19 protein-coding genes are annotated in these 21,713 nt (G+C 67.1%); 8 read left to right on the top strand and 11 right to left on the bottom strand.

Annotation, left to right across the window (positions count from 1 at the left end):
• The first annotated feature begins 16 nt into the window (after positions 1–16).
• Entirely contained in the window at positions 17–178 is a 162-nt protein-coding gene (locus ACX9OW_RS08665) for a hypothetical protein (protein WP_164972342.1), read from the top strand.
• Between the two features lie 55 nt (positions 179–233).
• On the opposite strand, the gene ACX9OW_RS08670 is transcribed toward ACX9OW_RS08665, so the two are convergent.
• Both ACX9OW_RS08670 and ACX9OW_RS08675 read right to left on the bottom strand, forming a co-directional pair.
• Complete coding sequence (locus ACX9OW_RS08670; protein WP_197600302.1) at positions 234–860, bottom strand: rhomboid family intramembrane serine protease; 627 nt, start codon at positions 858–860, stop codon at positions 234–236.
• Between the two features lie 7 nt (positions 861–867).
• Positions 868–2,433, bottom strand: a complete 1,566-nt coding sequence (locus ACX9OW_RS08675; protein ID WP_053516906.1) for a POT-type proton-dependent oligopeptide transporter — start codon at positions 2,431–2,433, stop codon at positions 868–870.
• 164 nt (positions 2,434–2,597) lie between these two features.
• On the opposite strand from ACX9OW_RS08675, the gene ACX9OW_RS08680 reads away from it, so the two are divergent.
• Entirely contained in the window at positions 2,598–3,446 is an 849-nt protein-coding gene (locus tag ACX9OW_RS08680) for an endonuclease/exonuclease/phosphatase family protein (RefSeq protein WP_053516904.1), read from the top strand.
• A gap of 128 nt (positions 3,447–3,574) precedes the next feature.
• Here ACX9OW_RS08680 and ACX9OW_RS08685 read toward each other — a convergent pair whose 3' ends face one another.
• Positions 3,575–4,186, bottom strand: coding sequence for a superoxide dismutase (locus tag ACX9OW_RS08685; RefSeq protein ID WP_049458515.1), 612 nt, complete (start codon positions 4,184–4,186; stop codon positions 3,575–3,577).
• Between the two features lie 218 nt (positions 4,187–4,404).
• Between ACX9OW_RS08685 and ACX9OW_RS08690 the strand changes: the two genes are divergently transcribed.
• Together ACX9OW_RS08690 and ACX9OW_RS08695 are read left to right on the top strand one after the other, a co-directional pair.
• Positions 4,405–4,863, top strand: a complete 459-nt coding sequence (locus ACX9OW_RS08690; RefSeq protein ID WP_262100342.1) for a guanyl-specific ribonuclease — start codon at positions 4,405–4,407, stop codon at positions 4,861–4,863.
• Entirely contained in the window at positions 4,860–5,273 is a 414-nt protein-coding gene (locus ACX9OW_RS08695) for a barstar family protein (protein WP_459062181.1), read from the top strand. The genes ACX9OW_RS08690 and ACX9OW_RS08695 overlap by 4 nt, the downstream gene beginning before the upstream one ends.
• A gap of 121 nt (positions 5,274–5,394) precedes the next feature.
• Here the strand turns inward: ACX9OW_RS08695 and ACX9OW_RS08700 are convergent, their stop codons facing one another.
• Together ACX9OW_RS08700 and ACX9OW_RS08705 are read right to left on the bottom strand one after the other, a co-directional pair.
• A complete protein-coding gene (locus ACX9OW_RS08700) occupies positions 5,395–7,155 on the bottom strand; it encodes a hypothetical protein (protein ID WP_459062182.1) in 1,761 nt (586 codons plus the stop codon).
• 10 nt (positions 7,156–7,165) lie between these two features.
• Positions 7,166–7,765: an NfuA family Fe-S biogenesis protein gene (locus ACX9OW_RS08705; RefSeq protein ID WP_065175480.1), complete on the bottom strand. Its 600-nt coding sequence runs from the start codon at positions 7,763–7,765 to the stop codon at positions 7,166–7,168.
• A 90-nt stretch (positions 7,766–7,855) separates the two neighbouring features.
• Between ACX9OW_RS08705 and ACX9OW_RS08710 the strand changes: the two genes are divergently transcribed.
• The 3 genes from ACX9OW_RS08710 to zupT all read left to right on the top strand — a co-directional run bounded on the left by ACX9OW_RS08710 (position 7,856) and on the right by zupT (position 9,522).
• On the top strand, positions 7,856–8,206 hold the full coding sequence (locus ACX9OW_RS08710) for a 4a-hydroxytetrahydrobiopterin dehydratase (protein ID WP_053516899.1): 351 nt from the start codon (positions 7,856–7,858) through the stop codon (positions 8,204–8,206).
• A complete protein-coding gene (locus ACX9OW_RS08715; protein ID WP_053516898.1) occupies positions 8,203–8,616 on the top strand; it encodes an energy transducer TonB in 414 nt (137 codons plus the stop codon). Before ACX9OW_RS08710 ends, ACX9OW_RS08715 begins: the two co-directional genes overlap by 4 nt.
• 96 nt (positions 8,617–8,712) lie before the next feature.
• On the top strand, positions 8,713–9,522 hold the full coding sequence (gene zupT, locus ACX9OW_RS08720; protein ID WP_111186415.1) for a zinc transporter ZupT: 810 nt from the start codon (positions 8,713–8,715) through the stop codon (positions 9,520–9,522).
• Positions 9,523–9,895: 373 nt separating this feature from the next.
• Here zupT and ACX9OW_RS08725 read toward each other — a convergent pair whose 3' ends face one another.
• A complete protein-coding gene (locus tag ACX9OW_RS08725; RefSeq protein ID WP_459062183.1) occupies positions 9,896–10,870 on the bottom strand; it encodes an RluA family pseudouridine synthase in 975 nt (324 codons plus the stop codon).
• A 408-nt stretch (positions 10,871–11,278) separates the two neighbouring features.
• Between ACX9OW_RS08725 and rne the strand changes: the two genes are divergently transcribed.
• Positions 11,279–14,509, top strand: coding sequence for a ribonuclease E (gene rne / locus ACX9OW_RS08730; RefSeq protein WP_459062184.1), 3,231 nt, complete (start codon positions 11,279–11,281; stop codon positions 14,507–14,509).
• A 110-nt stretch (positions 14,510–14,619) separates the two neighbouring features.
• Here rne and ACX9OW_RS08735 read toward each other — a convergent pair whose 3' ends face one another.
• The 5 genes from ACX9OW_RS08735 to ACX9OW_RS08755 are packed head-to-tail and all read right to left on the bottom strand — an operon-like array spanning position 14,620 to position 21,704.
• Positions 14,620–15,504, bottom strand: coding sequence for an endonuclease/exonuclease/phosphatase family protein (locus ACX9OW_RS08735; RefSeq protein ID WP_459062185.1), 885 nt, complete (start codon positions 15,502–15,504; stop codon positions 14,620–14,622).
• A gap of 2 nt (positions 15,505–15,506) precedes the next feature.
• Positions 15,507–18,674: a discoidin domain-containing protein gene (locus tag ACX9OW_RS08740; protein ID WP_459062186.1), complete on the bottom strand. Its 3,168-nt coding sequence runs from the start codon at positions 18,672–18,674 to the stop codon at positions 15,507–15,509.
• Entirely contained in the window at positions 18,671–19,507 is an 837-nt protein-coding gene (locus ACX9OW_RS08745; RefSeq protein ID WP_053516890.1) for a carbohydrate ABC transporter permease, read from the bottom strand. The genes ACX9OW_RS08740 and ACX9OW_RS08745 overlap by 4 nt, the downstream gene beginning before the upstream one ends.
• Positions 19,504–20,385: a carbohydrate ABC transporter permease gene (locus ACX9OW_RS08750; RefSeq protein ID WP_065175483.1), complete on the bottom strand. Its 882-nt coding sequence runs from the start codon at positions 20,383–20,385 to the stop codon at positions 19,504–19,506. The genes ACX9OW_RS08745 and ACX9OW_RS08750 overlap by 4 nt, the downstream gene beginning before the upstream one ends.
• Entirely contained in the window at positions 20,382–21,704 is a 1,323-nt protein-coding gene (locus tag ACX9OW_RS08755) for a sugar ABC transporter substrate-binding protein (protein WP_053516888.1), read from the bottom strand. The genes ACX9OW_RS08750 and ACX9OW_RS08755 overlap by 4 nt, the downstream gene beginning before the upstream one ends.
• Positions 21,705–21,713 lie beyond the last annotated feature (9 nt).

The raw sequence follows: 21,713 nt of genomic DNA on the forward strand, positions 1-21,713 counted from the left end.
GCCGTGGAGGCCCCCGATGCACCCCAGCGATTCCCATTCCGATACCGACCGCGCCCTGCTGGAGGGCCTGCTCCAGCTCGCCGTGGAAGGCCAGACCGACGAGCAGGCCTTCCAGCGCATCGGCGAGGAAGTCTTCGCCCGCCTGCTGGACACCTACGGCCAGCAGACCCGGGCCTGACCACGAGCGGGGGCCCTGCCCCGGGGTCGGATCCGGCGGATCCGACCCCAGTCCCTCAACCGCCGCCCAGGCGGAAGGTCGGGTTGGACAGTTCGCGCAGGAAGTGGGTGAAGATGCTCGGCTGCATGGCCAGCATGAAGATCACGCCGAATGCCGCGCCGGCCAGGTGCGCGCTGTGGTTGATGCGGTCGCCACCGCGCTTGTCCATCCAGATGCTGTAGCCGACATAGAACGCGGCATACACGATGGCCGGTGCGGGGATGAAGAACACCAGGATGATCGACCACGGCTTGATCAGGATGAAGGCGAACAGCACCGCCGACACCGCACCCGAAGCCCCCAGGCTGAGGTAGTTCGGATTCTTCTGGTTCTTCAGGTAGCTCGGCAGGATCGAGACCACCAGCGCGCCGATGTAGAACGCCGGATAGGTCAGGTAGCTGCCGGTCAGCTGCGCCATCACGCTCTCGATGAATCCCCCGAAGAAGAACAGGGTGATCATGTTGAAGATCAGGTGCGACCAGTCCGCGTGGATGAATCCATAGGTCACCAGCCGGTCGTACTGGCGATGGCGGTCGATGGCCGGTGGCCACAGGATCAGGCGGTCGGCCAGCGCGCGGTGGTTGAACGCCCTCCATGACAGGATGGCGGTGATGGCGATCAACAGCAGATTGACGGGGGTCATGTCAGGCTCAGGCAGCGCGGTAGTTGTCGACCATACGATAGCGTTTCGCGTACCAACCGAAGGCCAACGCCGCGATGAAGGCGAAGCCGGCGAAGAAGAACATCAGGAAGGCCGCCTCGCTCAAGCCGGTGCCGGCGATCTGGTGGGTCACCGTTTCGTTGCGTACGGCCGCATTGGACAGCAGCACCCACAGGTTGCCGATGGTGGTGGTCAGGTTCCAGAAGCTCATCACCACCCCCTTCATCGCCTGGGGCGCCTGGCTGTAAGCGAACTCCAGGCCGGTCGCGGACACCAGAACCTCACCGAAGGTCAGCAGCGCGTACGGCAGGATCTGCCAGAAGATCGACATGGCATTGCCGCCATCCATCACCACCTGGATGCTGCCGACGACGATCCAGGCCAGGCCGCTGAAGGCGATGCCGGCGGTCATCCGGCGCAGCGCGGTCGGCTCGAAGCCGAAGCGGCGCAGGGCCGGGTACAGCACCAGGTTGTTGAACGGGATGAGGATCATCACCAGCAGCGGGTTCAGCGCCTGCATCTGCGAGGCGGTGAACCAGCTCGGCATCTGCATCTGCTGTCCCTGCAGCACCCAGGTCGAGGCCTTCTGGTCAAACAGCGAGAAGAACGGCGTGGTCAACGCGAAGATCACCAGCACGCGCAGCACCGAACGCACGCCCTCCACGGCTTCGGCCGGATGGTGCGCGCGGGCGCGGTCCAGCTGCAGCCAGGTGCCGCCACCGACACCAGCCAGAATCGCCACCAGCGCAAGGCACAGGCAGATCACGATGCCCAACGAGCCTACCAGGCCGAACGATGCCACCGCCAGCACCAGGCCGGCCACGGCGATCGCCAGGCCCGGACGGCCCTGGCCCGCCACCCGCGCGGTCAGCGCCGTGCGCGCCACGTTGGCGAACGAATGCGGGTCCTTCGGCGGCAGCGGCACCAGTACGTAGCGCTTGCGGCCAAGCCAGAACACGAAGGTCGCCACGAACATCAGGATGCCCGGAATGCCGAACGCCCACTGCGGGCCCCAGTTCTTCAGCACCAGCGGAATCAGCAGCGACGCAAACAGCGAGCCGAAGTTGATGATCCAGTAGAAGGCATCGAACACCAGCTTGGCCAGGTGCTTGTTGCTCTGGTCGAACTGGTCTCCCATGAACGAGGCCACCAGCGGCTTGATGCCACCGGCACCCAGCGCGATCAGGCCCAGGCCGAGGAAGAAGCCCTGGCGGCTGTTCTCGAACAGCGCCAGGCACAGGTGGCCGGCGCAGTAGACCAGGCTGAACCAGAGGATCGTGTGGTACTTGCCGAAGAACCTGTCGGCCAGCCAGCCGCCCAGCAGCGGGAAGAAGTACACGCCGATCATGAAGCTGTGCATGATGTCCTTGGCTTCACCGGCACGGCCTTCCGCAGTGATTTCCTGCAGCAGCAGCGAGGTGATCAGGAACTGCACCAGGATGTTGCGCATCCCGTAGAAGCTGAACCGTTCGCAGGCCTCATTGCCGATGATGTACGGGATCTGGCGCGGCATCTTTCCCTGGCCGGCGATGGGGGCGACTGCGTCGTGGCTCATCCTGTAAGGCATTCCTGCAAAGCGAAAGCCGCAAGGTTACCGGAACCTGCGGGCTGGAAGCACGCTGCGGGGCTGCATGACAGCGCCGCCGATCCATGGCAGGCGGTACCGGTGCCCTGCCGGAAGTCACGGCACCTGCACGACAAAAGCGTAAACTTATCGTTATGCGCGCCCTCGTCCTCGTCCGCCCCCTGCTCGGCTGCTGCCTGTTGCTGCTTGCATTGCCGGCACCGGCGCGGCCGCAGGCCGCGGACACCGCGACCCTCGACGCGCAGGCCCGGCAGCTGACCGTGGCGGCCCTGGAACTGCCCGGGCGGGACGATGCGCAATGGAAGCAACGCCGCGAACAGGTGGCGCAGCTGTTGACCGAGCTGCAGCCGGACGTCATCTCGGTGCAGCAGGTACGGCAGCAGCAGGGGCGCAACCCGGCCTGCTGGCTGGCCAACCGGCTGCGCTACAGCTGCGACTTCGTCACGGCTGACCCGCCCAGCCAGCCGCTGCGGCACGGCAATGCGATGCTGACGCGGCTGCCGGTCAGCGAGGATGGCGTGACCCTGCTGCACCCGCCCGGTACGTTCAGCGCGGCGGGCATGATGCGGCTGCGGCTGGGCGAGGCCCTGGTCAATGTCTACGTGACCCGCCTGCGCCCGGAGCCGGATGAAGCGGCGGCCCGCCAGCACCAGACCAGCGATCTCATGGCCTGGATCAGCGCGACCGCAGAAGGCCTGCCCAGTGTGATCGCAGGCGATTTTTCCGCCGGCACGGTGGAACTGGTGCGCGCTACGCCGGGCTTCCAGCCGGCCCGGCGCAGCCCGGGCGGCCGGGCGGAAGCGTCAGCCTCCGGTGCCGGCGGCGCCAGCGGTCACGGTCTGGATGTGCTGTTCCAGGTCAAGCATTTCGGCGGCATCCGCCAGCAGCCCATCCTGCTGCCGGCCGACGGCGAGCTGCCTGGACTGCGCCTGGGGATGATGGCCACCCTGCGCCTGCAGGGCGATACGGCCACCGCGGAATAGGCCCGCCCTCGGCCCCGGTGGGTGCCGACCAAGGTCGGCACCCACCAGGTCCCGCCCGACGTCCAGAAGCTGGCAAACAAAAAGGCCGGGGTCTCCCCCGGCCTTCTCATGTCATCCCGTCACCGCCTTCAGGCGATCGCGTCCTGGTAACGGCGCTCGACTTCGTTCCAGTCGATGACGTTGAAGAACGCGCCGATGTATTCCGGACGACGGTTCTGGTACTTCAGGTAGTACGCGTGCTCCCACACGTCCAGACCGAGGATGGGCGTGTTGCCTTCCATCAGCGGGCTGTCCTGGTTGCCGGTGCTTTCCACCACGACCTTCTTGTCGGGGGTGACGCTCAACCATGCCCAGCCGCTGCCGAAGCGGGTCAGCGCCGCCTTGGTGAAGGCGTCCTTGAACTTGTCGAAACCGCCCAGGTCCTTGTCGATGGCCTTGGCCACGTCGCCCACCGGGTTGCCGCCCGCGTTCGGCGCCATCACCGTCCAGAACAGCGAGTGGTTGGCATGGCCACCGCCGTTGTTGCGCACCGGGCCCTGCAGGTTCTCCGGCAGCGACTTCAGCTTCTTCACCAGCTCTTCCACCGGCAGGTCAGCGTACTCGGTACCTTCCAGCGCCGCGTTGACGTTGTTGATGTAGGTCTGGTGATGCTTGGTGTGATGGATCTCCATCGTCGCCGCGTCGATATGCGGCTCCAGCGCGTCGTAGGCGTAGGACAGCTTGGGCAGGGTATAGGCCATGATGCATCTCCTGATTGCGAGGGCACCCGACGGTGTCGGGTGTAGCGCGGTGAATGATGGGGACAGACCACTAGATTACCAAGGGGGATGTAAAGGAAATTGCGTCCTGCCGGTGAGCATGCCGGCAATTGTTACGCAGCGGTGACGCGGCGGTTCCTCATGCAGCGTGCAGCGCACAGGCGCTACAGTGCATGCACCACCCTCACCCGTTCGTGCCCATGCGCAACCCCCGGCTGCTGATCACTGCCATCGCCCTGCTGCTGCTCGGCCTGGTCGTCAACCACGTCATGCAGCGGCCGCCGGCACCGCAGTTCGCGCCGGACCTGCAGGGCGCCCCGGCCCGGACTGCCCCCACCCCGGCACACGGCGATGGCGCACGCAACGGCCTGCCCGCCTTCCTTCCCGCCGAAGCACGCCAGACCATCACCCTGATCCAGCGGGGCGGGCCCTTCCCGCACCGCCAGGATGGCAGCACCTTCGGCAACCGCGAGCAGCGCCTGCCGCAGCGGCCGCGTGGCTACTACCGCGAGTACACGGTCGACACCCCCGGTGCGGGCAACCGGGGGGCACGCCGCATCGTCACGGGCGGCGATCCAGCAGAGGCGTGGTACTACACCGATGACCATTACGGCTCATTCCGCAGCTTCACCGTTCCATCCCCCGGAGACGCTCGATGAGCCACGATGATTTCGGCCTCGGCCTGCACGACATCAACAACGCCGGCGTGTATGCCATCGACAGCGCGGACATCGGCGCGCTTGCCGCTGCCATGCGCGATGCCGGCCTGAAGGTGATCCGCATCGATCTGGAGGGCGTGACCGACAAGCGCACCCTGCTGGCGCGGCTGTCCGCGCAGCTGGACTTCCCGGCCGGTTTCGGCGGCAACTGGGATGCCCTGTCGGACAATCTTCGCGACCTGCAGTGGCTGCCGGCCAGCGGTTATGCGCTGTTCCTGGCGGATGTCGACGCGCTGCGCGCTGGCGCAGCCAAGGATTTCGACACCCTGCTCGACGTGCTGGACGAAGCCAGCCGGGATCGGGTCGGCCGCGACGTGCCGTTCTGGGTGTTCCTGTCACAGAGCGAGTAAAGGGGCGACGCCGACCAAGGCCGGCCGCCCGCAATGGTTCCGGCGAAGAGCCCCCTTGTTGTTCAAAGGGGGCGCGCCAACGGCGCGGGGATAAGGAAACATGCGTGGACAATGGGAGCCGCTAGCGGCTCCCATTGTCTTCCTGCAGTTCCTTCTTGAACGGGATATCCGGCGGCGGCCGGGCCACGGCCGGCTGGTCCTGCATGTTCGGGTCGGTCAGGCCGCAGCCGCCACCCGCCTGCAGAATGGAGATGACGCAGGAAATCCGGGTGCTGGTGCCGGGAAGCGGAATCTCCATCGCCTTGACGCCCTTGCGCACCCACTCGGCCAGCAGCGACTCCTGCGGCACCCAGTATTTGTCGAACGAGGTGGGCGTGTAGTCGTAGGGCGGTCGCCTCAGCCATGTCCCCGACTGGGCGATGCGTTCCTTGCTCCAGCCGTCGTTGTCCCCCCCGGGAGCGCCACGCTCCGCATTGCCGGGGCCGTCCTGCCCCGGTACACGCACGCTGCCGTCGGCGTTGAACAGGCCGTTGCCCCGGCCCGCGCTGCTCGCCTGCGCGGCGCCGCTGCGGGCGCCATCACGAGTGCGATCCGAGGCCCCCCAGTCGTCGCCCCGGGCCGGCGTAGCCCAGTTGCCCGGGGTCGGCGTCGGGCGGGCACCGGCCTGTGCCGGTGTCGTGGCGGCGGCTGATGGGCGCGCCGCGGGACTGCTCACCGCAGCCGCGCTGCCCTGGGCTGCGGGGGCGGAGGTTGCGGCACTGCCACTGGAAGGCGCAGGCGAAGCGACCGGTGCAGACGCCACCTCACGTTCGCGCACCTGCACGTCGCGGCCCGCGGGCGCCCGTACTGCAGGCTCACGGCCTGCGATCGGCGCCATCCGCACCTGCGGATCGACAACCGCCTGCACTTCGCGTTCGCGCACCTGCACATCCTGCTGCGGAACGCGGATCGGTACTTCCGCTGCGCGCACCGCCGGAGCCACAACGGGTGTCTCCACGATGGCCACCTCACGTTCCTGCACCTGCGGCTGGCGGATCTGCGGCACCCTCACCTGCACATCCGGTGTGCGCAGCGCTTGCGGTGTGGGCGGCGCCTCCAGCGGCTGCACGCTGCGCTCGCGTACGCTGGGCGTTGTGTCGCGCGGCACGATGCTCACTTCGGTGCGCGGCACGCTGACCGGCGGCACCACGAAATCGGTCGTGGCCTGCGCCACGTCGGTCGCCTGGACCGGCGAAGGCGGCGGCGTGGCCGGTGGGGCCGGCTCGGTCGGCATGGCTTGCGGAGGCGTACTGGCGGCAGCGGGGGCCGCAGCAGGGGATGGCTGCGGGCGCGCCGCGACCGGTCGCGGCTGCGGCGCAGTTGCCGATCCTGCCGCGTCTCCTGCAGCCGTGCGGCCGGCTGCAGCTGCTGCAGCCGATTCGGCGCCGGGCTGGTCGCCTCCGCCCTCCTGGCTGGCGCGGCCGACAAACTCGATCTGCACGCGCTCACCGTCGGATCCCTGCTCGGCGGGCACCGAGGTGCGGATCACCGCCACCCACAGCAGCAGCAGGAAGAACAGCAGGTGCAGCAATGCACTGGCGACGGCCGACGTCCAGCGCATCCAGCGCTGGTCACGCGGCGCCGGCTCCCAGTCCTGCCACAACAGGCGCCGCAGCGCCTGCCAGCGGGGCAGCGCCGGCAGCGTCCCGGGGCGTCCCGGCAGAGGCCTGGGCAGCAGCACCGCGATCACCTCGCGGGCATGGAACGGGCGTGGCAACGGGCTCAGCGAGCGCAGCCACAGCGCCCAGCCATAAGGCAGGCGCGTGTTCTTCTCCAGGATGATCGGTTGCTGCTGGCGCGCCAGCAGCAGGTCGATGAGTTGCTCGGCTCTGGGCAGAGGCACGCGTCGGCGATCAGGCGGCGTTGCCGCGCGGGATGTACGGTGCGTGGCCGCTGTCGTGGTCGGTCGCGTCGCGCACTGCGGTCACGCCGGGCACCCGGCCCATCAAGGTCTTTTCGATGCCCTGCTTGAGGGTCACATCGGCCATGCCACAGCCCTGGCAGCCACCACCGAAACGCAGCAGCACCACGCCCTCGGCCGAGACTTCCTGCACTGCGACCTTGCCGCCATGGGAGGCGAGCTGTGGATTGATTTCATTCTCCACCACCCAGTGCACACGCTCGACCAGCGAAGCGGCCTCCCCGGGCGCTTCGCCCTTGATGCGCGGCGCCTTGATGGTCAACTGCTGGGCACCTGCCGCGCCGGCCACGATGTCGATCTCCGCGCCATCGAGCCAGCCGACGCTGCCGGCGTCGACATACAGGGTGAACCCGTCGCAGTCCACGGCCCACTCGTCGCCGTGCAGGTCCGAGGGTTCGGCGAATTCCAGCCGCGCATCGGCACGCGGAGTGCCGGGATCAACCGCGCTCAGGCGTACGCCCATGCCGGGCGCGCCCTCGCGTTCGATCAGCTTGCGGAAATGGGTCTGGGCAGTGTCGGAGATCTGGATCATCAGGCTATTCTAGCCAAGTAAGTGTCAACCGCTCATTCGGTTTATACACCGTCCGGCGCATTGTTCAGTCAACACGAGGTGGAGATTCCCATGGCCGACCTGATTCCACTGGCCCAGGCCCGTTGCGTGCCGCGCAAAGGCAGCGACCACAAGCTGGGCGAGGCCCGCCTGGCCGAGCTGCTGCCGCAGATTCCCGGCTGGGAACTGGCCGAGGGCGGCCAGGCGCTGCTGCGCACCTTCCGCTTCAAGGACTACTACGCCACCATGGCCTTTGTGAATGCACTGGCCTGGATCGCCCACCACGAGGATCACCACCCGGACCTGGGCGTGCACTACGACCGCGCCGTGGTGCGCTATTCGACCCACGACGTCGGCGGCCTGAGCGAGAACGACTTCATCTGCGCGGCCAAGACATCGGCCCTCACGGAGCAACTGCCATGAATGTGCGAGTGCTGAGCCTGTCCCTGATCGCTGTGACCGGCCTCGCCGGCTGTGGCGCCTCCGAGCCGTCGCCGCCCGTGCCGCCGCCGACCGAGGTGGCTGCGGTGAAGACGCCGCCACCGCAGTACCCGCTCGAGCTGGCCTGTACCGGTACAGGCGGCACCAGCACCTTCAAGGTGACCATCGGCACCGACGGCAAGCCCAGCGAAGTGACCCTGCTGAGCGGCGCGGGCAACCCGCAGCTGGATGAGCTGGCCAGGAATGCCGTGCAGGGCTGGCAGTTCAAGGCCGCCACCCGCAATGGCCAGGCCGTGCCCGCCACCATCCAGGTGCCGGTCAGCTTCAACCCGCCGCAGCCGAAGCCGGACCAGTGTTTCGCGGTGGAAGAGCGCCTGCGCCGCGGCGGCTGACCGCGCACCATGACGAGGCCAGCCGACGCCCGCCTCGCCCTTGCCGCCCCGGCAGTGCCCGGGGCGGTTGTCTGTTGACCAGGACCGCGTCGGTACATGCTGCAGATCCCCCCCGAAAACATCTGGATCGCGCTGGCGGTCACCCTCGCGGCCGGCCTGGCGACCGCCATCGGCAGCCTGCTGGTGCTGTTCTCGCGCCGCCCCAACCCGCGCCTGCTGGCGTTCGGCCTGGCCTTCGCCGGCGGCGCGATGGTCTACGTGTCGCTGTCGGAGATCCTCAACAAGTCCATCGCGTCGTTCGCCCTGGCCTATGGCGAGCGCACCGGCTTCACCTACGGCACGCTGGCGTTCCTGGCCGGTGTGATCGTTATCGTGCTGATCGATCACTTCATTCCCAATCCGCACGACAGCCTGGACAAGCAGGACCCTGCGTTCCGCGAGAACAGCCGCGAGTACCTGAAGCGGGTCGCGCTGCTGACCTCGGTGGCGATCACCGCACACAATTTCCCGGAAGGGCTGGCGACCTTCTTCGCTACGCTGGAAAGCCCGTCGGTGGGCATGCCGCTGGCCTTCGCCATCGCCATCCACAACATTCCCGAGGGCATCGCAATCGCGGTCCCGGTGTACTTCGCCACCCAGAACAAGCTCTATGCGTTCGGTGCCAGCCTGCTGTCGGGCCTGGCCGAGCCGGTGGGGGCCATGCTGGGCTACTGGCTGCTGTCCGGATCGCTGTCGCACGCCACGTTCGGCTGGGTGTTCGGCCTGATCGCCGGCGTGATGGTGTTCCTGGCCCTGGATGAACTGCTGCCGGCGGCCAAGCGCTACGCCAAGGGTCACGAAACGGTGTACGGCCTGGTTGCAGGCATGGGAACGCTGGCGGTCAGCCTGGTGCTGTTCAAGTGGTGAGCGGGTTGCGACCAACGGGCTGAGCCCCCTCGCGGCTGGCGGAGCGAGTTCCCGGGGTTGGACTAGGCTCTGACAGGCTATAGGCGCGTGCCAGCCGCGCGATGAAAGAATGAAAAAGCGAAGCCCGCGCTGCGCGCGTCAGTCGAGCGTGGCTCGACTCTACAAGGGCTGCGTGCGGGTATGGGTCTACGCTGCGGCTGTCAGGTCCGCCTTGTAGCGAGCCGAGGAGCGCAGGGCACCGGCGCGCAGCGCCGGCGCGGATGGCGGCGTGTTTCTTTGGCTACTTTCTTTGCACGAGCAAAGAAAGTGACAAGCCCACTCATCGCAGGGAAGCGACGGTGCCGACCAAGCGCCCGGCGCCGCCGAATCGCCGTCAGCGCAGGCGGTCCAGCGCCTCGACCAACTCATCCGCCAGCGGAGCGTTCAGCACGTAGGGAGTCTTGCCGTCGTCCAGCGCGAACTCCAGCGAGGCCGCGTGCAGGAACAACCGCTTCAGGCCGATCTGCTCACGAAGCCGCTTGTTCACTGCAGGATCGCCGTACTTGTCGTCACCGGCCACCGCATGCCCCAGATGCTGGGCGTGCACCCGGATCTGATGGGTCCGGCCGGTCTCGATGCGCACCTCGCAATAGGAATGGCCCCCACGCCGCTCCAGCACGCGGAAATGACTGATCGATTCCTTGCCGATCGCATTGACTTGGACATGTCGCTCACCGCGCTGGCGCAGGCCCACGTGCAGCGGCGCGTCCACCGTCATCACCCCGTCGGGCATGCGTCCGGTCAGCAGGGTCAGGTAACGCTTGCGGATGCCGGCGCCATGGTCTTCACGCAGCAGCGCCTGCAGCTCGCTCAGCGCCGAGCGCTTCTTGGCCACCACCAGCAGGCCCGACGTATCGCGGTCGAGACGGTGCACCAGTTCCAGCGTCTGGCCCGGGCGCAGGGCGCGCAGGGTCTCGATGGCGCCGAAGCTGATCCCGCTGCCGCCATGACTGGCCACGCCCGAGGGTTTGTTCAGCGCCAGCAGCCGTGCGTCCTCGAAGACGATGGCCTGTTCCAGACGGCGCATGAACGACTCGGGAGGGCCAGCCTTGTCTCCCTCCTCGGTGAGACGAACCGGCGGCACCCGCACCTCGTCGCCCGCCTCCAGCTTGCGCTCGGCCTTGGCGCGGCCGCCATTGACCCGCACCTGCCCGCTGCGCACCAGCTTGTAGACCAGGCTGCGCGGGGCCCCTTTCAGCTGGCCGAGCAGAAAATTATCCAGGCGCTGGCCGGCGCGGTCGGCGGGAACGGTGATCATGCGCACGGATGGCTTGTCGCCAGCTGGCTTGGTGGAGTCTTGGGCGGTCATCAGGCTGTTTATTCTGTTACACTCGGGGGGCGAGATAAGGGATTGATTTCGTTGGAAGTTACTCAGGGCCAGAAGCCCAGCTTCCGACGAATCCGGCACAGTGCGCGACCACCGCCCGCGGGGCGGCCATGTTAGCGGCTCACCGGCCTTCCCGGCCATCGCCGGATGCCTGACACGCAACCGTGCTGAACATGTCCCGCGTGGCGCTCCAGCCTGGCTGACAGCTGCCTGCGGCCCTGCAACACCCCAAAAACCATATGAGTGAAGCGCTCCCGCGGCCTGCCGTGGTGTCGTAGCGCTGGAAACCCAAGCCCCCCTCCCCGCGCTTGCGCGAATGGGGGGCGAGCCGTATCCAGAGGCGAAACCCCATGGCGTTCCGCGCGGTAGCCGCTTGCGAGGAACGCAACAATGAAGCGAATGCTGATCAACGCCACGCAGGCTGAAGAGCTGCGTGTTGCCATCGTGGATGGCCAGTCGTTGTATGACATCGACATCGAGCAGCCGTCGAAGGAACAGAAGAAGTCCAACATCTACAAGGGCCGGATCTTCCGCATCGAGCCCTCGCTGGAAGCCGCCTTCGTCGAATATGGCGGTGGCCGCCATGGCTTCCTGCCGCTGAAGGAAATCTCCCGCGACTACTTCCAGGCCGGTGTCGACCACAACAAGGCCGGCATCCGCGAGCTGCTCAAGGAAGGCCAGGAAGTGGTGGTCCAGGTCGACAAGGAAGAGCGTGGCAACAAGGGCGCCGCCCTGACCACGTTCATCTCCCTGGCCGGCCGCTACATGGTGCTGATGCCGAACTCGCCAAGTGCCGGCGGCGTCTCGCGCCGCATCGAGGGCGAAGACCGGGCTGCCCTGAAGGACGCACTGGACAAGCTGAACATTCCCGACGACATGGGCGTGATCATCCGTACCGCCGGCGTCGGCCGCGATGCGGAAGAGCTGCAGTGGGATCTGGACTACCTGCTCAGCGTCTGGCGGGCGATCGCCGAGGCGGCGCTGAGCAAGCCGGCCCCGTTCCTGATCTACCAGGAATCGCGCCTGATCGTGCGCGCCCTGCGTGACTACCTGCGCGCCGACATCGGCGAGATCTTGGTGGACACCGAGGAGATGTACGAGCACGCCAGGGAGTTCATGCAGCAGGTGATGCCGCAGACCCTGCGCAAGCTCAAGCATTACAAGGACGACATCCCGCTGTTCAACCGCTTCCAGATCGAATCGCAGATCGAAGGCGCCTACGAGCGCAACGTGCGCCTGCCTTCGGGCGGCTCGATCGTGGTCGACCAGACCGAAGCACTGACCGCCGTCGACGTGAACTCCTCGCGCGCGACCAAGGGCAGCGACATCGAGGACACCGCCTTCCAGACCAATCTGGAAGCGGCCGAGGAAGTGGCCCGCCAGCTGCGCCTGCGCGATCTGGGCGGCCTGGTGGTGATCGACTTCATCGACATGTCCTCCAACAAGCATCAGCGCGAGGTCGAGAACCGCCTGGCCAACGCGCTGAAGTACGACCGCGCACGCGTGCAGGTCGGCCGCATCTCGCGCTTCGGCCTGCTGGAAATGAGCCGCCAGCGCCTGCGCCCGAGCCTGGGCGAATCGAGCCAGATCGTCTGCCCGCGCTGTGATGGCCACGGCCGCATGCGCAGCGTCGAGTCGCTGTCGCTGTCGATCATCCGCGTGGCCGAAGAGCACGCGATGAAGGAGAACACCGGGCAGGTGCTGGTGCAGGCGCCGGTGGAGATCGCCAATTACCTGCTGAACGAGAAGCGCAGCGCGCTGCGCGAAATCGAACAGCGCCATGAAGCGCCGATCGTGATCGTCGCCGACGAGCAGCTGCATACCCCGCACTACACGGTCACCCGCCTGCGTGAGAACGAACTGGGCGAGGAAAGCAGCCGTCCGAGCTACCAGCGTGGCACTCCGCGCAAGCTGCCTGTGCACGCCCTCACCAAGGGCCAGCTGAACATCCCGCCGCCGGTGGTGACCCAGGTCAAGCACACCTCCCCCGCCCCGGTGCGTGAGGAAGTGGAGCCGGCTGCAGCGGCACCCGCGCCGGTGGTGGCTGCGCCCGCCGCCCCGTCGACCGGCGGTGGCGTGATCGGTTGGATCAAGCGCGTGTTCGGTGGTGAGCCGGCACCCGCCCCGGCGCCGCCGGCCGCCCGCCAGCCGCAGCAGGACGGTGGCCGCAGGGAGCGCAACAAGGACCGCAACAAGGACCGCAAGGACCGTCGCGACGACAATCGCGGCAACGGCAATGCGCAGCAGCAGAAGGAGGGCGGCAACCGCAAGGATCGCGGCGAACAGCGCAAGGACGGTCGTCAGGGCGGCAATGGCAACCCGAACGGCAACGGCCAGCCGCAGGGCAAGCAGAAGGACGGCCAGCAGCCGCAGCAGCAGAACAAGCCGCGCAACGAGCAGCAGGGCCAGAACCCGCAGCAGCAGCCGAAGCTCAAGCAGCCGAAGCAGCCACGTCCGCAGCAGGACGGCGACAAGCCGGCCGAGAAGCCGCAGCGAGGTGCCGCAGAAGCTCAGACCGACACGGCGACGGCGTCCGCTGCGGTGGCGGCCAGTGCCATCACCGCTGCTGCGGTGACCGCGCGGGAGGCTACGGCGCCGGTCGCGGCGGTGGCCGCACAGCCGCCGGTCGAAACCGCGGCGCTGGCCGAAGTCGCGCCTGTCACCGCCGTTGAAGGTGACGCCACTGCCGTGACGGGCGAAGAGGCACCTGCCGACACCACGGGCGAGCAGGCCGGCGAAGGCGCGACCCGCCGTCGTCGTGGTCGTCGTGGTGGCCGCCGCCGCCGCCGTGGTGGCGCCGAGAATGCGGCCGGCACCGATCCGCTGGGCGAAGACCAGGATGACGGTGACGAAGGCGATGACGCCGACAGCACCGACAGCGCCGAGCCGCGTGTCGACCACGCTGCCGGGTCAGCACCGGTTGCAGCCACGCAGCCCGCCCGCTCGCAGCCGGAGTTCGACTTCGATGACGACGCCGAGCCGTCCATCGTCGAAGGCGAGAAGCCGGCCCGCGTTGCGGCCGCTGTCGCCGCCGCACCGGCCGCCGTAGTCAGCAGCGACGTGGTTGAAGCCGCCGCGCCGGTGACCGCCGCGCCTCCGGCACCGGTCGAGACCGCTGCCAAGGCAGAACCGGCGCCATCGCCGGTGCAGACCAGCATGCTCGACGCCATCGACGCCGCGACACCCGCACAGCCCGTGGCGGCGGCAACCCCGTCGGCGGACGCCGCACCGGTGATCGAAGCAACGCCGGTCGTGGCCGAAGCGGCCCCTGTGGTGGACGTGAAGCCGGTCGTGGTCGAGCCTGCACCCGTCGTGGAATCGAAGCCGGCGGCTGTTGAGGCAGCGCCCGTGCCTGATACCGCGCCGGTGGCCGTTGAGGCTGCCCCGGTGGTTGAAGTGAAGCCGGCCGTCGAACCTGTCGTGGTTGCCGAAGCCCCGGTCGCACCAGTAGCCGTGGAAGCCCCGCCGGTGGACGCCCCTGCGCCGGTCGCCGATGCCGTCGTGACGCCGACCCTCGACCCGGTCGCGGATGGCCATGCCGATGCTGCCGCCCAGGCGGCCGAAGCCAAGGCTGACGAAGAGGACGACGAGGCCGCCAAGCGCACGCCGCCGGCCAACTGACCGCTCGTTGATCGGGTGACAGCAGAACGGCGGGGATCGATGATCCCCGCCGTTTCTGTTTGTGCATCCGGCTGTATCGTGCCGACCGGGATAGGCTGCTGGGTCGTTCTTCAGGGTTTCGGCGCGAACTGCAATCGCGTCCAGACGCCGTAATGATCCGAAGCCCAGCGGCCGCTGTCATCCGGCTGGTCGAACAGAAGCCTGGCCTCCCGTGCAACCAGCTGATCCTGCTGGAAGAAGATGTGATCGATCCGCGAGGGCGCCTGGTAGTAATGCCGGTTGAGGGTGCTGACAGCCGCCAGGTCGGTGTTCACATGCACGCTGCCATAGCTGTCGCCATAGTGGCTGCGCAGCTCGCTCAGGTCACCCGCATCGACCAGTGCGTTGAAGTCGCCTGCGATCACCACCGGCGCGCCATCCGACGTTGCGGCGATGAAGCGCAGCAGATCTTCCACCTGCGTCCGCCGGATGCGCTTGCCGCTTTCATCGCTGCGCTCATTGAGATGGGTTGCATAGAGGTTGACTGGCCGGCCCTCCACCTCGATGCGCAGGTGCGCCACGGTGCGGTAGTCGTCCAGCGGCAGCAGCAGGTGCTCGCCCTGGGCGAGGATCGGCTGTCGCGTCAACAGTGCGTTGCCGTAGCGCTTGGGCGCGCCGACCGGATCGGTGGACACGAACACGTATCGGTAGCCCAGCTGGCTGGCGAGCCATTGCGCCTGGTTGCGCACGTTGCGCCGCTGGATCACTTCCTGCAGCGCGATGGCATCAGGTTGCAGGCGCTTGAGTTCTGCCAGGATCGTACGACGCCGCCTGGGCCAGTCCTCGCGGTCGTGGTGCAGGTTGAAGGTGACCATGCCCATGCCAGGCGCGTGGGCCGATGCGTCCACATCGTCCGCCGGTGGTACGTCCGCCATCGCCGCGGCAGGCAGCGCCAGCGCGATCGCCATGCCCAGTGCGCACGCTGCCGCGCGCGCACGCCATGCCTTCCTACCCATGCTTACTGTCCCTTGCGCTCGGAGCGACGCACTGCCGCCGGCACTTCGATCTCGACGCGGGCCGGCAGTTCGTGCACATGCAGTTCGCGGTCGATCCATTCACCCGGCGCGCCATTGATGGTGGCGTCACCCGGTTCGCCCGCATAGGGCCACGGAAGCACGACGCCTCCAGCCGGTGGCACCAGGCCGGGCTGCACCTCCAGCACCAGCAGCTTGTCACTGCGCCGCAACCGATAGTTCAACTGCCCCTGCGGCGTACGCAGGCCCTGCACCGCGATGCCCTCACCCTGCAGCCAGGCCGTTGGAACGCCGCCGGCCAGCACCAGTGACTCATCCATGTCGCGGCTGTAGGCGAACATGTCCAGCGCCGAGCGCACGAAATCCGACGCGACCCATGCATGCGGCAGGTCGCCGACGAAGAACGGCTTGCGCGGTGTCCGCGAGACCACTTCCGCCCATTGGTTCCATGCCTGCGGGGCACGGTCCTTGAAGAAGAACTCGGTCGCCTGCCAGGCGCGGTCGCGCCAGCCCAGGCGCACGAAGGCGGCGACGTTGCGCCACTCATACGGCGTGTAGTCTTTCCATTCGCGCTTGCCATCGCGACGCGCGACGAATTCCTTCCAGTAACGCTCGAAGGTTGCTTCCAGGGCCTGCTGCGGCAGCCGGCCCTGCTCGCCCCCGGGCGCCAGTGCGATGGTCGTCGATGTCGCGTCGAAATCGCCCAGCTCGGCCGAGCCCGGCAGGTAATCGATGTTGTGCTGCTGCATGGCCGACAGCAGCGATGCCTGCAGGTCGTCGCGGAACTGATCGCGTGACTCGGCGATCTGCATCGCCTCCACCTTTCCCAGTTGCGTCGCCAGCAGCGCAGCGTCCTTGTAGCCACGCAGCGCCCAGAAGTTGTCCCAGTACGAATGCATCGGCTTGGCCGAGTAACCTTCGTGGCTGATCGAGGCCGGCATCATCCCGTAGAAGGCCGGGTTGCGTGCACGGTTCTCCTCGGTGCGCTCGCTGGCACGCAGCTGCTCCATGTACTGATAGGCCCCCTGCACATGCGGCCACATCAGTTCCATGAACGTGCTGTCGCCGGTGTAGCGGCCATACTCGGCGATGTTGTAGATCAACTCACCATGGCTGTCGTTCTCCGGCACCGGGTCGCTGCCACGTGCGTCGACGCAGCACGGCACCTTGCCATTCTCGAACTGGAACGGCGCATACCAGTTGAGGTAGTCACGCACCGCGTCGCTGCGGCCCATGCGCAGCAACCCTTCGGAGATCATCGCGCCGTCGCGGATCCAGCTGCGCGCATACGAGCGCGTGCCCGGCTGCAGGCTTGGCCCGACGCGCGAGATCAGCATGTGCGCTACCGCGGTGCGCAGCGTGTCGACCATCGGCTGGCCCGCCTTCGGAACCTGCAGCGATACCACGCCGAGCTTGGCACGCCACATGTCGGCAACCTGCTGCTGCGCCTTTGCCACGTCCACGGCCTGCGGCGCCCAGCCACCGGTCTGCGGCAGTACCACCGCCACTTCGCGGCTTTGCCCGGATTCCAGGGTGATCGTGTACAGCAGCGCGCCCGACGCCATGCCGGTGCTGTCCTTCACCGTGGTCGTCGCCGGCAGCTTGCCCGAGGCGAGGTGCATGGCATCGAGCTTGCCGTCGAAAGAGGTGGCAAAACGCGCATCAGGTACCTGCAGCGGGTAGATGCGTGGCTCGCCATTGATGCGGACCAGTTGCTCGCCGACGTCGAGGCTGTCGATGCGGCTGAAGCCGCCGGTGGTGTTGAGGAACTGGGTTGGCGGATTGACCTGCCAGGGGCGGATGGCCAACGCCAGCGTGTACTCGTGGGCCACCTTGTCCGGATTGCTCAGGCGGTAGCGACCGATCAGCTGCGCACGCTCGGGCGTGCCCTGCACGAATCCGGTGACCGCCAGCCCCACCTTCTCATGCACCCAGTCGACATTGGCGATGGGCAGGTAGCGATCCTGCAGCGACTGGGTGATGGCCACATCGCTCCAGGCGATCAGCTTGCCATCCAGGCGGACGAACGGCTCGATGCTGAAGCTGCCCTTGGCAGGCTCCAGCGCACCGTCTTCGCTGATCAGCGCCTGTTGCTGGCCGCCATCCAGACCCAGCAGGGTCCAGTACGGCTGTTCGCCCACGAACGCGCGCGGTACCGCACCGCGTGGGAGATCAGCGGCAACCGACGACAGGAATGCATTGGGCGTGGCTGCGAAGTCCAGTGGCTTGAGCGTGATGTCACGGATGCCATAGCGCCAGTTCGGACCTCCCTGCAGGTCGAAGCGCACATAGCGCGCATCGGTATCCGGCAGCGCCAGCCAGTCACGGCCACCGCCACCGGCGGTCACTTCGCGTGCCGTGCGCCAGTCGCGTCCGTCCACGGACGTGCGCACGGTGTAGCGGGTCGCCTGCAGGTCCGGCAGCCAGTCGATCACCGCGCCGCCGATCTCGCGGCTCTTGTGCAGGTCCAGGCTGATGGTCTGCTGCTTCACCCCACCGCTGATCCAGAAGGTATCGCTCTTGCCGTCCACCATCCGGTCCTGCAGCGCCGTGGCGGTGTCGGCAATCACCTCCGGCCGCAGCGGCGATTCGTCCCGTGCGGGCAGGCCCTGCAGGGTCAGTCTGTCGAAGCACACCGTGCCGCGTCCGCCGACCTTGCTGTAGATCGTGAACTCGACTGCGGCGCTGCGCGCCATTTCCTTCTCCGGCGACGGCCCCCACGCCTTGTCGATCTGCCGACGCCGGTACTCGACCGGCGTCCACGACCTGGGAAAACTGTAACCGGGGCGGTTGACCCACCACACGTTGTCACCGCTGGCGTCGATCAGCTTGAACTGCAGATCATTGGCCGGTGAATCACCGCGCAGCTGGAAGCCGAAGCGGTAGTTGACCGGATACTCGACCGTCAGCGCGCGACGGATGCCGACGTAGCCCGATACGTTGTGGAAGTCGTAATCCAGGCACAGCGCGCGGCCGCCACCCGCGCCGCTGACCGGGCGCAGCGAGCCGCTGACCTGGTCGGACAGCACCAGCTTCCAGGCACTGACATCGTCGAAGTCGTCCAGCACCTTCGGCGCCGGCAGCGCCGGAGGGGCGGCGATCGCCAGGGAGGTCCACAACAGGCCCAGTCCAACGGCGATCGCACCCTTCATCCCTTCACGCTCCCCAGCAACAATCCTTGGATGTAGTACCGCTGCAGCACCAGGAACAGTGCCAGCACCGGAACCACGGTAACCACCGCGCCGGCCATCATCATTTCCACGTCCATGATGTGTTCGCGCGAGAGGGTGGCCAGGGCCACCGGCAAAGTGTAGTGCTCCTGATCGGTCAACACGATCAGCGGCCACATGAAATCGTTCCATGCGCCCATGAAGGTGAAGATCGCCAGGGTCACCAGCACCGGCTTGAGCATCGGCAGCACGATCTGGAAGAAGATGCGCAGCTCCCCTGCCCCGTCGATGCGCGCGGCCTCCAGCAGTTCGTCCGGGATCGACCGCGCGTACTGCCGCACCAGGAAGATGCCGAACACGCTCGCCAGCGCCGGCACGATCACGCCACCGAAGCTGTTGACCAGCCCCAGCTGCTTCATCAGCAGGAACAGCGGCAGCATCGCCACCTGGGCGGGAATGACCAGCGCCGCCATCAACACCTGGAACAGGCGCTCACGGCCAACGAAATTCAGCTTGGCGAACGCATAGCCGGCCATCGTATTGAGCAGCAGCGAGCCCAGCGTGATCGCCAGCGACACCAGCAGGCTGTTGGCGAAATTGCCGCCCATGCCGGTACGCGCGAACAGCTCGTGGTAGTTGTGGGTGGTCACCTGCGAGGGCAACAGCGGAGGCGGGAAATGGCTGGCCTCGCCCTGCGGCATGAACGAGACCGAGACCATCCACAGCAGCGGCGCCAGGCTGACCAGGGCCAGCACCAGCAACGCGCCGTTGATCCACCACGGATGCCAGCGCGACTGGCCGATTTCACGACTCATACCAACTGCCTCCTGCGGCCAAAGCGCAGCATCACGGTGGTCACCGCCAGGATGATCAGGAACAGCAGGAATGCCACCGCGGAGGCGCGTCCCAGGTTCCACCACTTGAAGCCTTCCTCGAACATGAAATACAGCACGCTGACCGTGCTCTGCAGCGGGTCGCCACGCGTCATCACGTAAGGCTCGGCGAACAGCTGGAAGTAGCCGGAGACGGTGATCACTCCGACCACGAGCAGCACCGGGCCGAGCATGGGCAGGGTGATGTGCAGGAACTGCTTCCAGCGCGAGGCACCGTCGATCCGCGCCGCTTCGTACAGATCATGCGGGATCGCCTGCAGGCCGGCCAGGAAGATCACCATGTTGTAGCCGAAGTTCTTCCACACCGCGAACAGCATGATGGTGGGCATCGCCCAGTTCGGATCGCCCAGCCAGTCGATCGGGCTGATGCCCAGATGGCCCAGGCCGTAGTTGACCAGGCCGTAGCTGGTATGGAACAGGTAGCGCCAGATCACCGCCACCGCCACCAGCGTGGTCACCACCGGCGCGAACAGCGCGGTGCGGAACAGCGCCTTGAAACGCGCGGCAGGCGCGTTCAGCAGCATCGCCGCGCCCAGTGACACACCGATCGACAGCGGCACACCGATCAGCACGAAGTAGCTGGTGTTCCACAGCGACTTCCAGAACATCGGCGTCTGCAGCAGGTCGATGTAGTTGCCGAGGCCGACGAAACGCAGGTTGCTGCTGTCGGCCAATGCGTACAGGTCGAAGTCGGTGACGCTGAGCGCCAGCGCCGAGGCGACCGGCAGGCCGAAGAACACCCCCAGCACGATCAGCGAGGGGCCTGCGAAGATCCATCCGGCCAGCGAAGTTCGTTTCATTGCGCGCCCCCATCGGCCAGGGTGCTGCTTGAACGCGTCGGCGATGGCGCGCGCTCCTGCAGGCGTTGTTGTTCATGCATCCAGCGACGCTTGGCCAGCACCTTGTCCACGCGCTGGTCCAGCTCGGCCACGGCGTCGTCCTGGGGCATCCCGCCGCGCACCACCTTTTCGGTGACGATGCGCATTTCCTGCACGATGCGCTCCCACTCAAGCACCTTGGGCGTCGGCCTGACCCGCTCCAGCTGGTCGCGGAACGCCGCCGCCAGCGGATCACCGGCCAGGGACGGTGCATCCCAGGCACTGCGACGCGGCGGCAGATCACCGATGATCGAATGGAAACGGGCCTGGATTTCCGGGCGCGACAGGAACTCGATCAGCTTCCAGGAGGCTTGCTTCTGCTGCGATTTGCGGAAGATCACCAGGCTGGTACCGCCGGCGATGCCCGCACCGGGGCCATCCGGGCCCGGCAACGCGGCGGTGCCCCACTGCCCTTCCAGCGCCTTCGGCTGCAGCTTCTTGAACTCGCGGATGTTCCAGGGGCCGGAGATGTAGAACACGTTGAAGCCGCGGAAGAATTCATCCCAGACATTGGAGATCTGCGTCTCGGACATCTTCGGCGCCCAGCCCTGCTCGAACATGTTGGCGTAGAAAGCCAGCGTGCGGCGGAAGCCCGGGCTGGAGAAGTTGCCACGGGTATCGTCGTCGCGCAGCAGCGGATCGGGTTGCTGCAGCGCCAGCGACAGCTGCTGCTCGAACTCGTTGATCGGCATCAGCACGGCATAGCGGTTCGGCCCCTGCATCCGCTTGATCGCCGCCATCTGTTCGTTCCACTCCTGCCAGGTCCGTGGCGGGTGGTCGTAACCGGCCTTGGCCAGCAGGTCCTTGCGGTAATAGATCAGGCGGGTATCGACGTACCACGGCACGCCCACCAGCTCGCCATGGATCACGTTGGTGTCCCAGATGCCCTGGAAGTAATCCTTCGGGTCGACCACCGCCGAGCGCTGCACGAACGGTTGCAGTGGCGTCAGCGCATCGAGCTCGGCGAATTCGGGAACCCAGGTGTTGCCCAGCTGGCAGACATCGGGCAGGCCATCGGCGGCGAACGCGGTGAGCAGCTTCTCGTGCGCCGCAGTCCATGGGATGTTCTGCACATCCACCTTGATGCCGGGATTCTCGGCCTCGAATTCGTGGATCAGCTCGCTGACCACTTCCGCTTCGCGCCCCATCGCCCAGAAGCGCACGGTGGTGGTGCCCGGTTCGGTACGGGCGCAGCCCGCCACGACCAGCGCGGCCAGGGCCGGCAGCGCCCAGCGGCGCATGCGATGGAG

The organism is Stenotrophomonas genospecies 5, assembly GCF_054473825.1.

Bases quoted from the DNA above. Each gene is read 5' to 3' on its own strand.
- ACX9OW_RS08665 (WP_164972342.1), top strand. From the start codon at position 17: ATGCACCCCAGCGATTCCCATTCCGATACCGACCGCGCCCTGCTGGAG.
- ACX9OW_RS08670 (WP_197600302.1), bottom strand. From the start codon at position 860: ATGACCCCCGTCAATCTGCTGTTGATCGCCATCACCGCCATCCTGTCA.
- ACX9OW_RS08675 (WP_053516906.1), bottom strand. From the start codon at position 2,433: ATGAGCCACGACGCAGTCGCCCCCATCGCCGGCCAGGGAAAGATGCCG.
- ACX9OW_RS08680 (WP_053516904.1), top strand. From the start codon at position 2,598: ATGCGCGCCCTCGTCCTCGTCCGCCCCCTGCTCGGCTGCTGCCTGTTG.
- ACX9OW_RS08685 (WP_049458515.1), bottom strand. From the start codon at position 4,186: ATGGCCTATACCCTGCCCAAGCTGTCCTACGCCTACGACGCGCTGGAG.
- ACX9OW_RS08690 (WP_262100342.1), top strand. From the start codon at position 4,405: ATGCGCAACCCCCGGCTGCTGATCACTGCCATCGCCCTGCTGCTGCTC.
- ACX9OW_RS08695 (WP_459062181.1), top strand. From the start codon at position 4,860: ATGAGCCACGATGATTTCGGCCTCGGCCTGCACGACATCAACAACGCC.
- ACX9OW_RS08705 (WP_065175480.1), bottom strand. From the start codon at position 7,765: ATGATCCAGATCTCCGACACTGCCCAGACCCATTTCCGCAAGCTGATC.
- ACX9OW_RS08710 (WP_053516899.1), top strand. From the start codon at position 7,856: ATGGCCGACCTGATTCCACTGGCCCAGGCCCGTTGCGTGCCGCGCAAA.
- ACX9OW_RS08715 (WP_053516898.1), top strand. From the start codon at position 8,203: ATGAATGTGCGAGTGCTGAGCCTGTCCCTGATCGCTGTGACCGGCCTC.
- zupT (WP_111186415.1), top strand. From the start codon at position 8,713: ATGCTGCAGATCCCCCCCGAAAACATCTGGATCGCGCTGGCGGTCACC.
- ACX9OW_RS08725 (WP_459062183.1), bottom strand. From the start codon at position 10,870: ATGACCGCCCAAGACTCCACCAAGCCAGCTGGCGACAAGCCATCCGTG.
- rne (WP_459062184.1), top strand. From the start codon at position 11,279: ATGAAGCGAATGCTGATCAACGCCACGCAGGCTGAAGAGCTGCGTGTT.
- ACX9OW_RS08735 (WP_459062185.1), bottom strand. From the start codon at position 15,504: ATGGGTAGGAAGGCATGGCGTGCGCGCGCGGCAGCGTGCGCACTGGGC.
- ACX9OW_RS08740 (WP_459062186.1), bottom strand. From the start codon at position 18,674: ATGAAGGGTGCGATCGCCGTTGGACTGGGCCTGTTGTGGACCTCCCTG.
- ACX9OW_RS08745 (WP_053516890.1), bottom strand. From the start codon at position 19,507: ATGAGTCGTGAAATCGGCCAGTCGCGCTGGCATCCGTGGTGGATCAAC.
- ACX9OW_RS08750 (WP_065175483.1), bottom strand. From the start codon at position 20,385: ATGAAACGAACTTCGCTGGCCGGATGGATCTTCGCAGGCCCCTCGCTG.
- ACX9OW_RS08755 (WP_053516888.1), bottom strand. From the start codon at position 21,704: ATGCGCCGCTGGGCGCTGCCGGCCCTGGCCGCGCTGGTCGTGGCGGGC.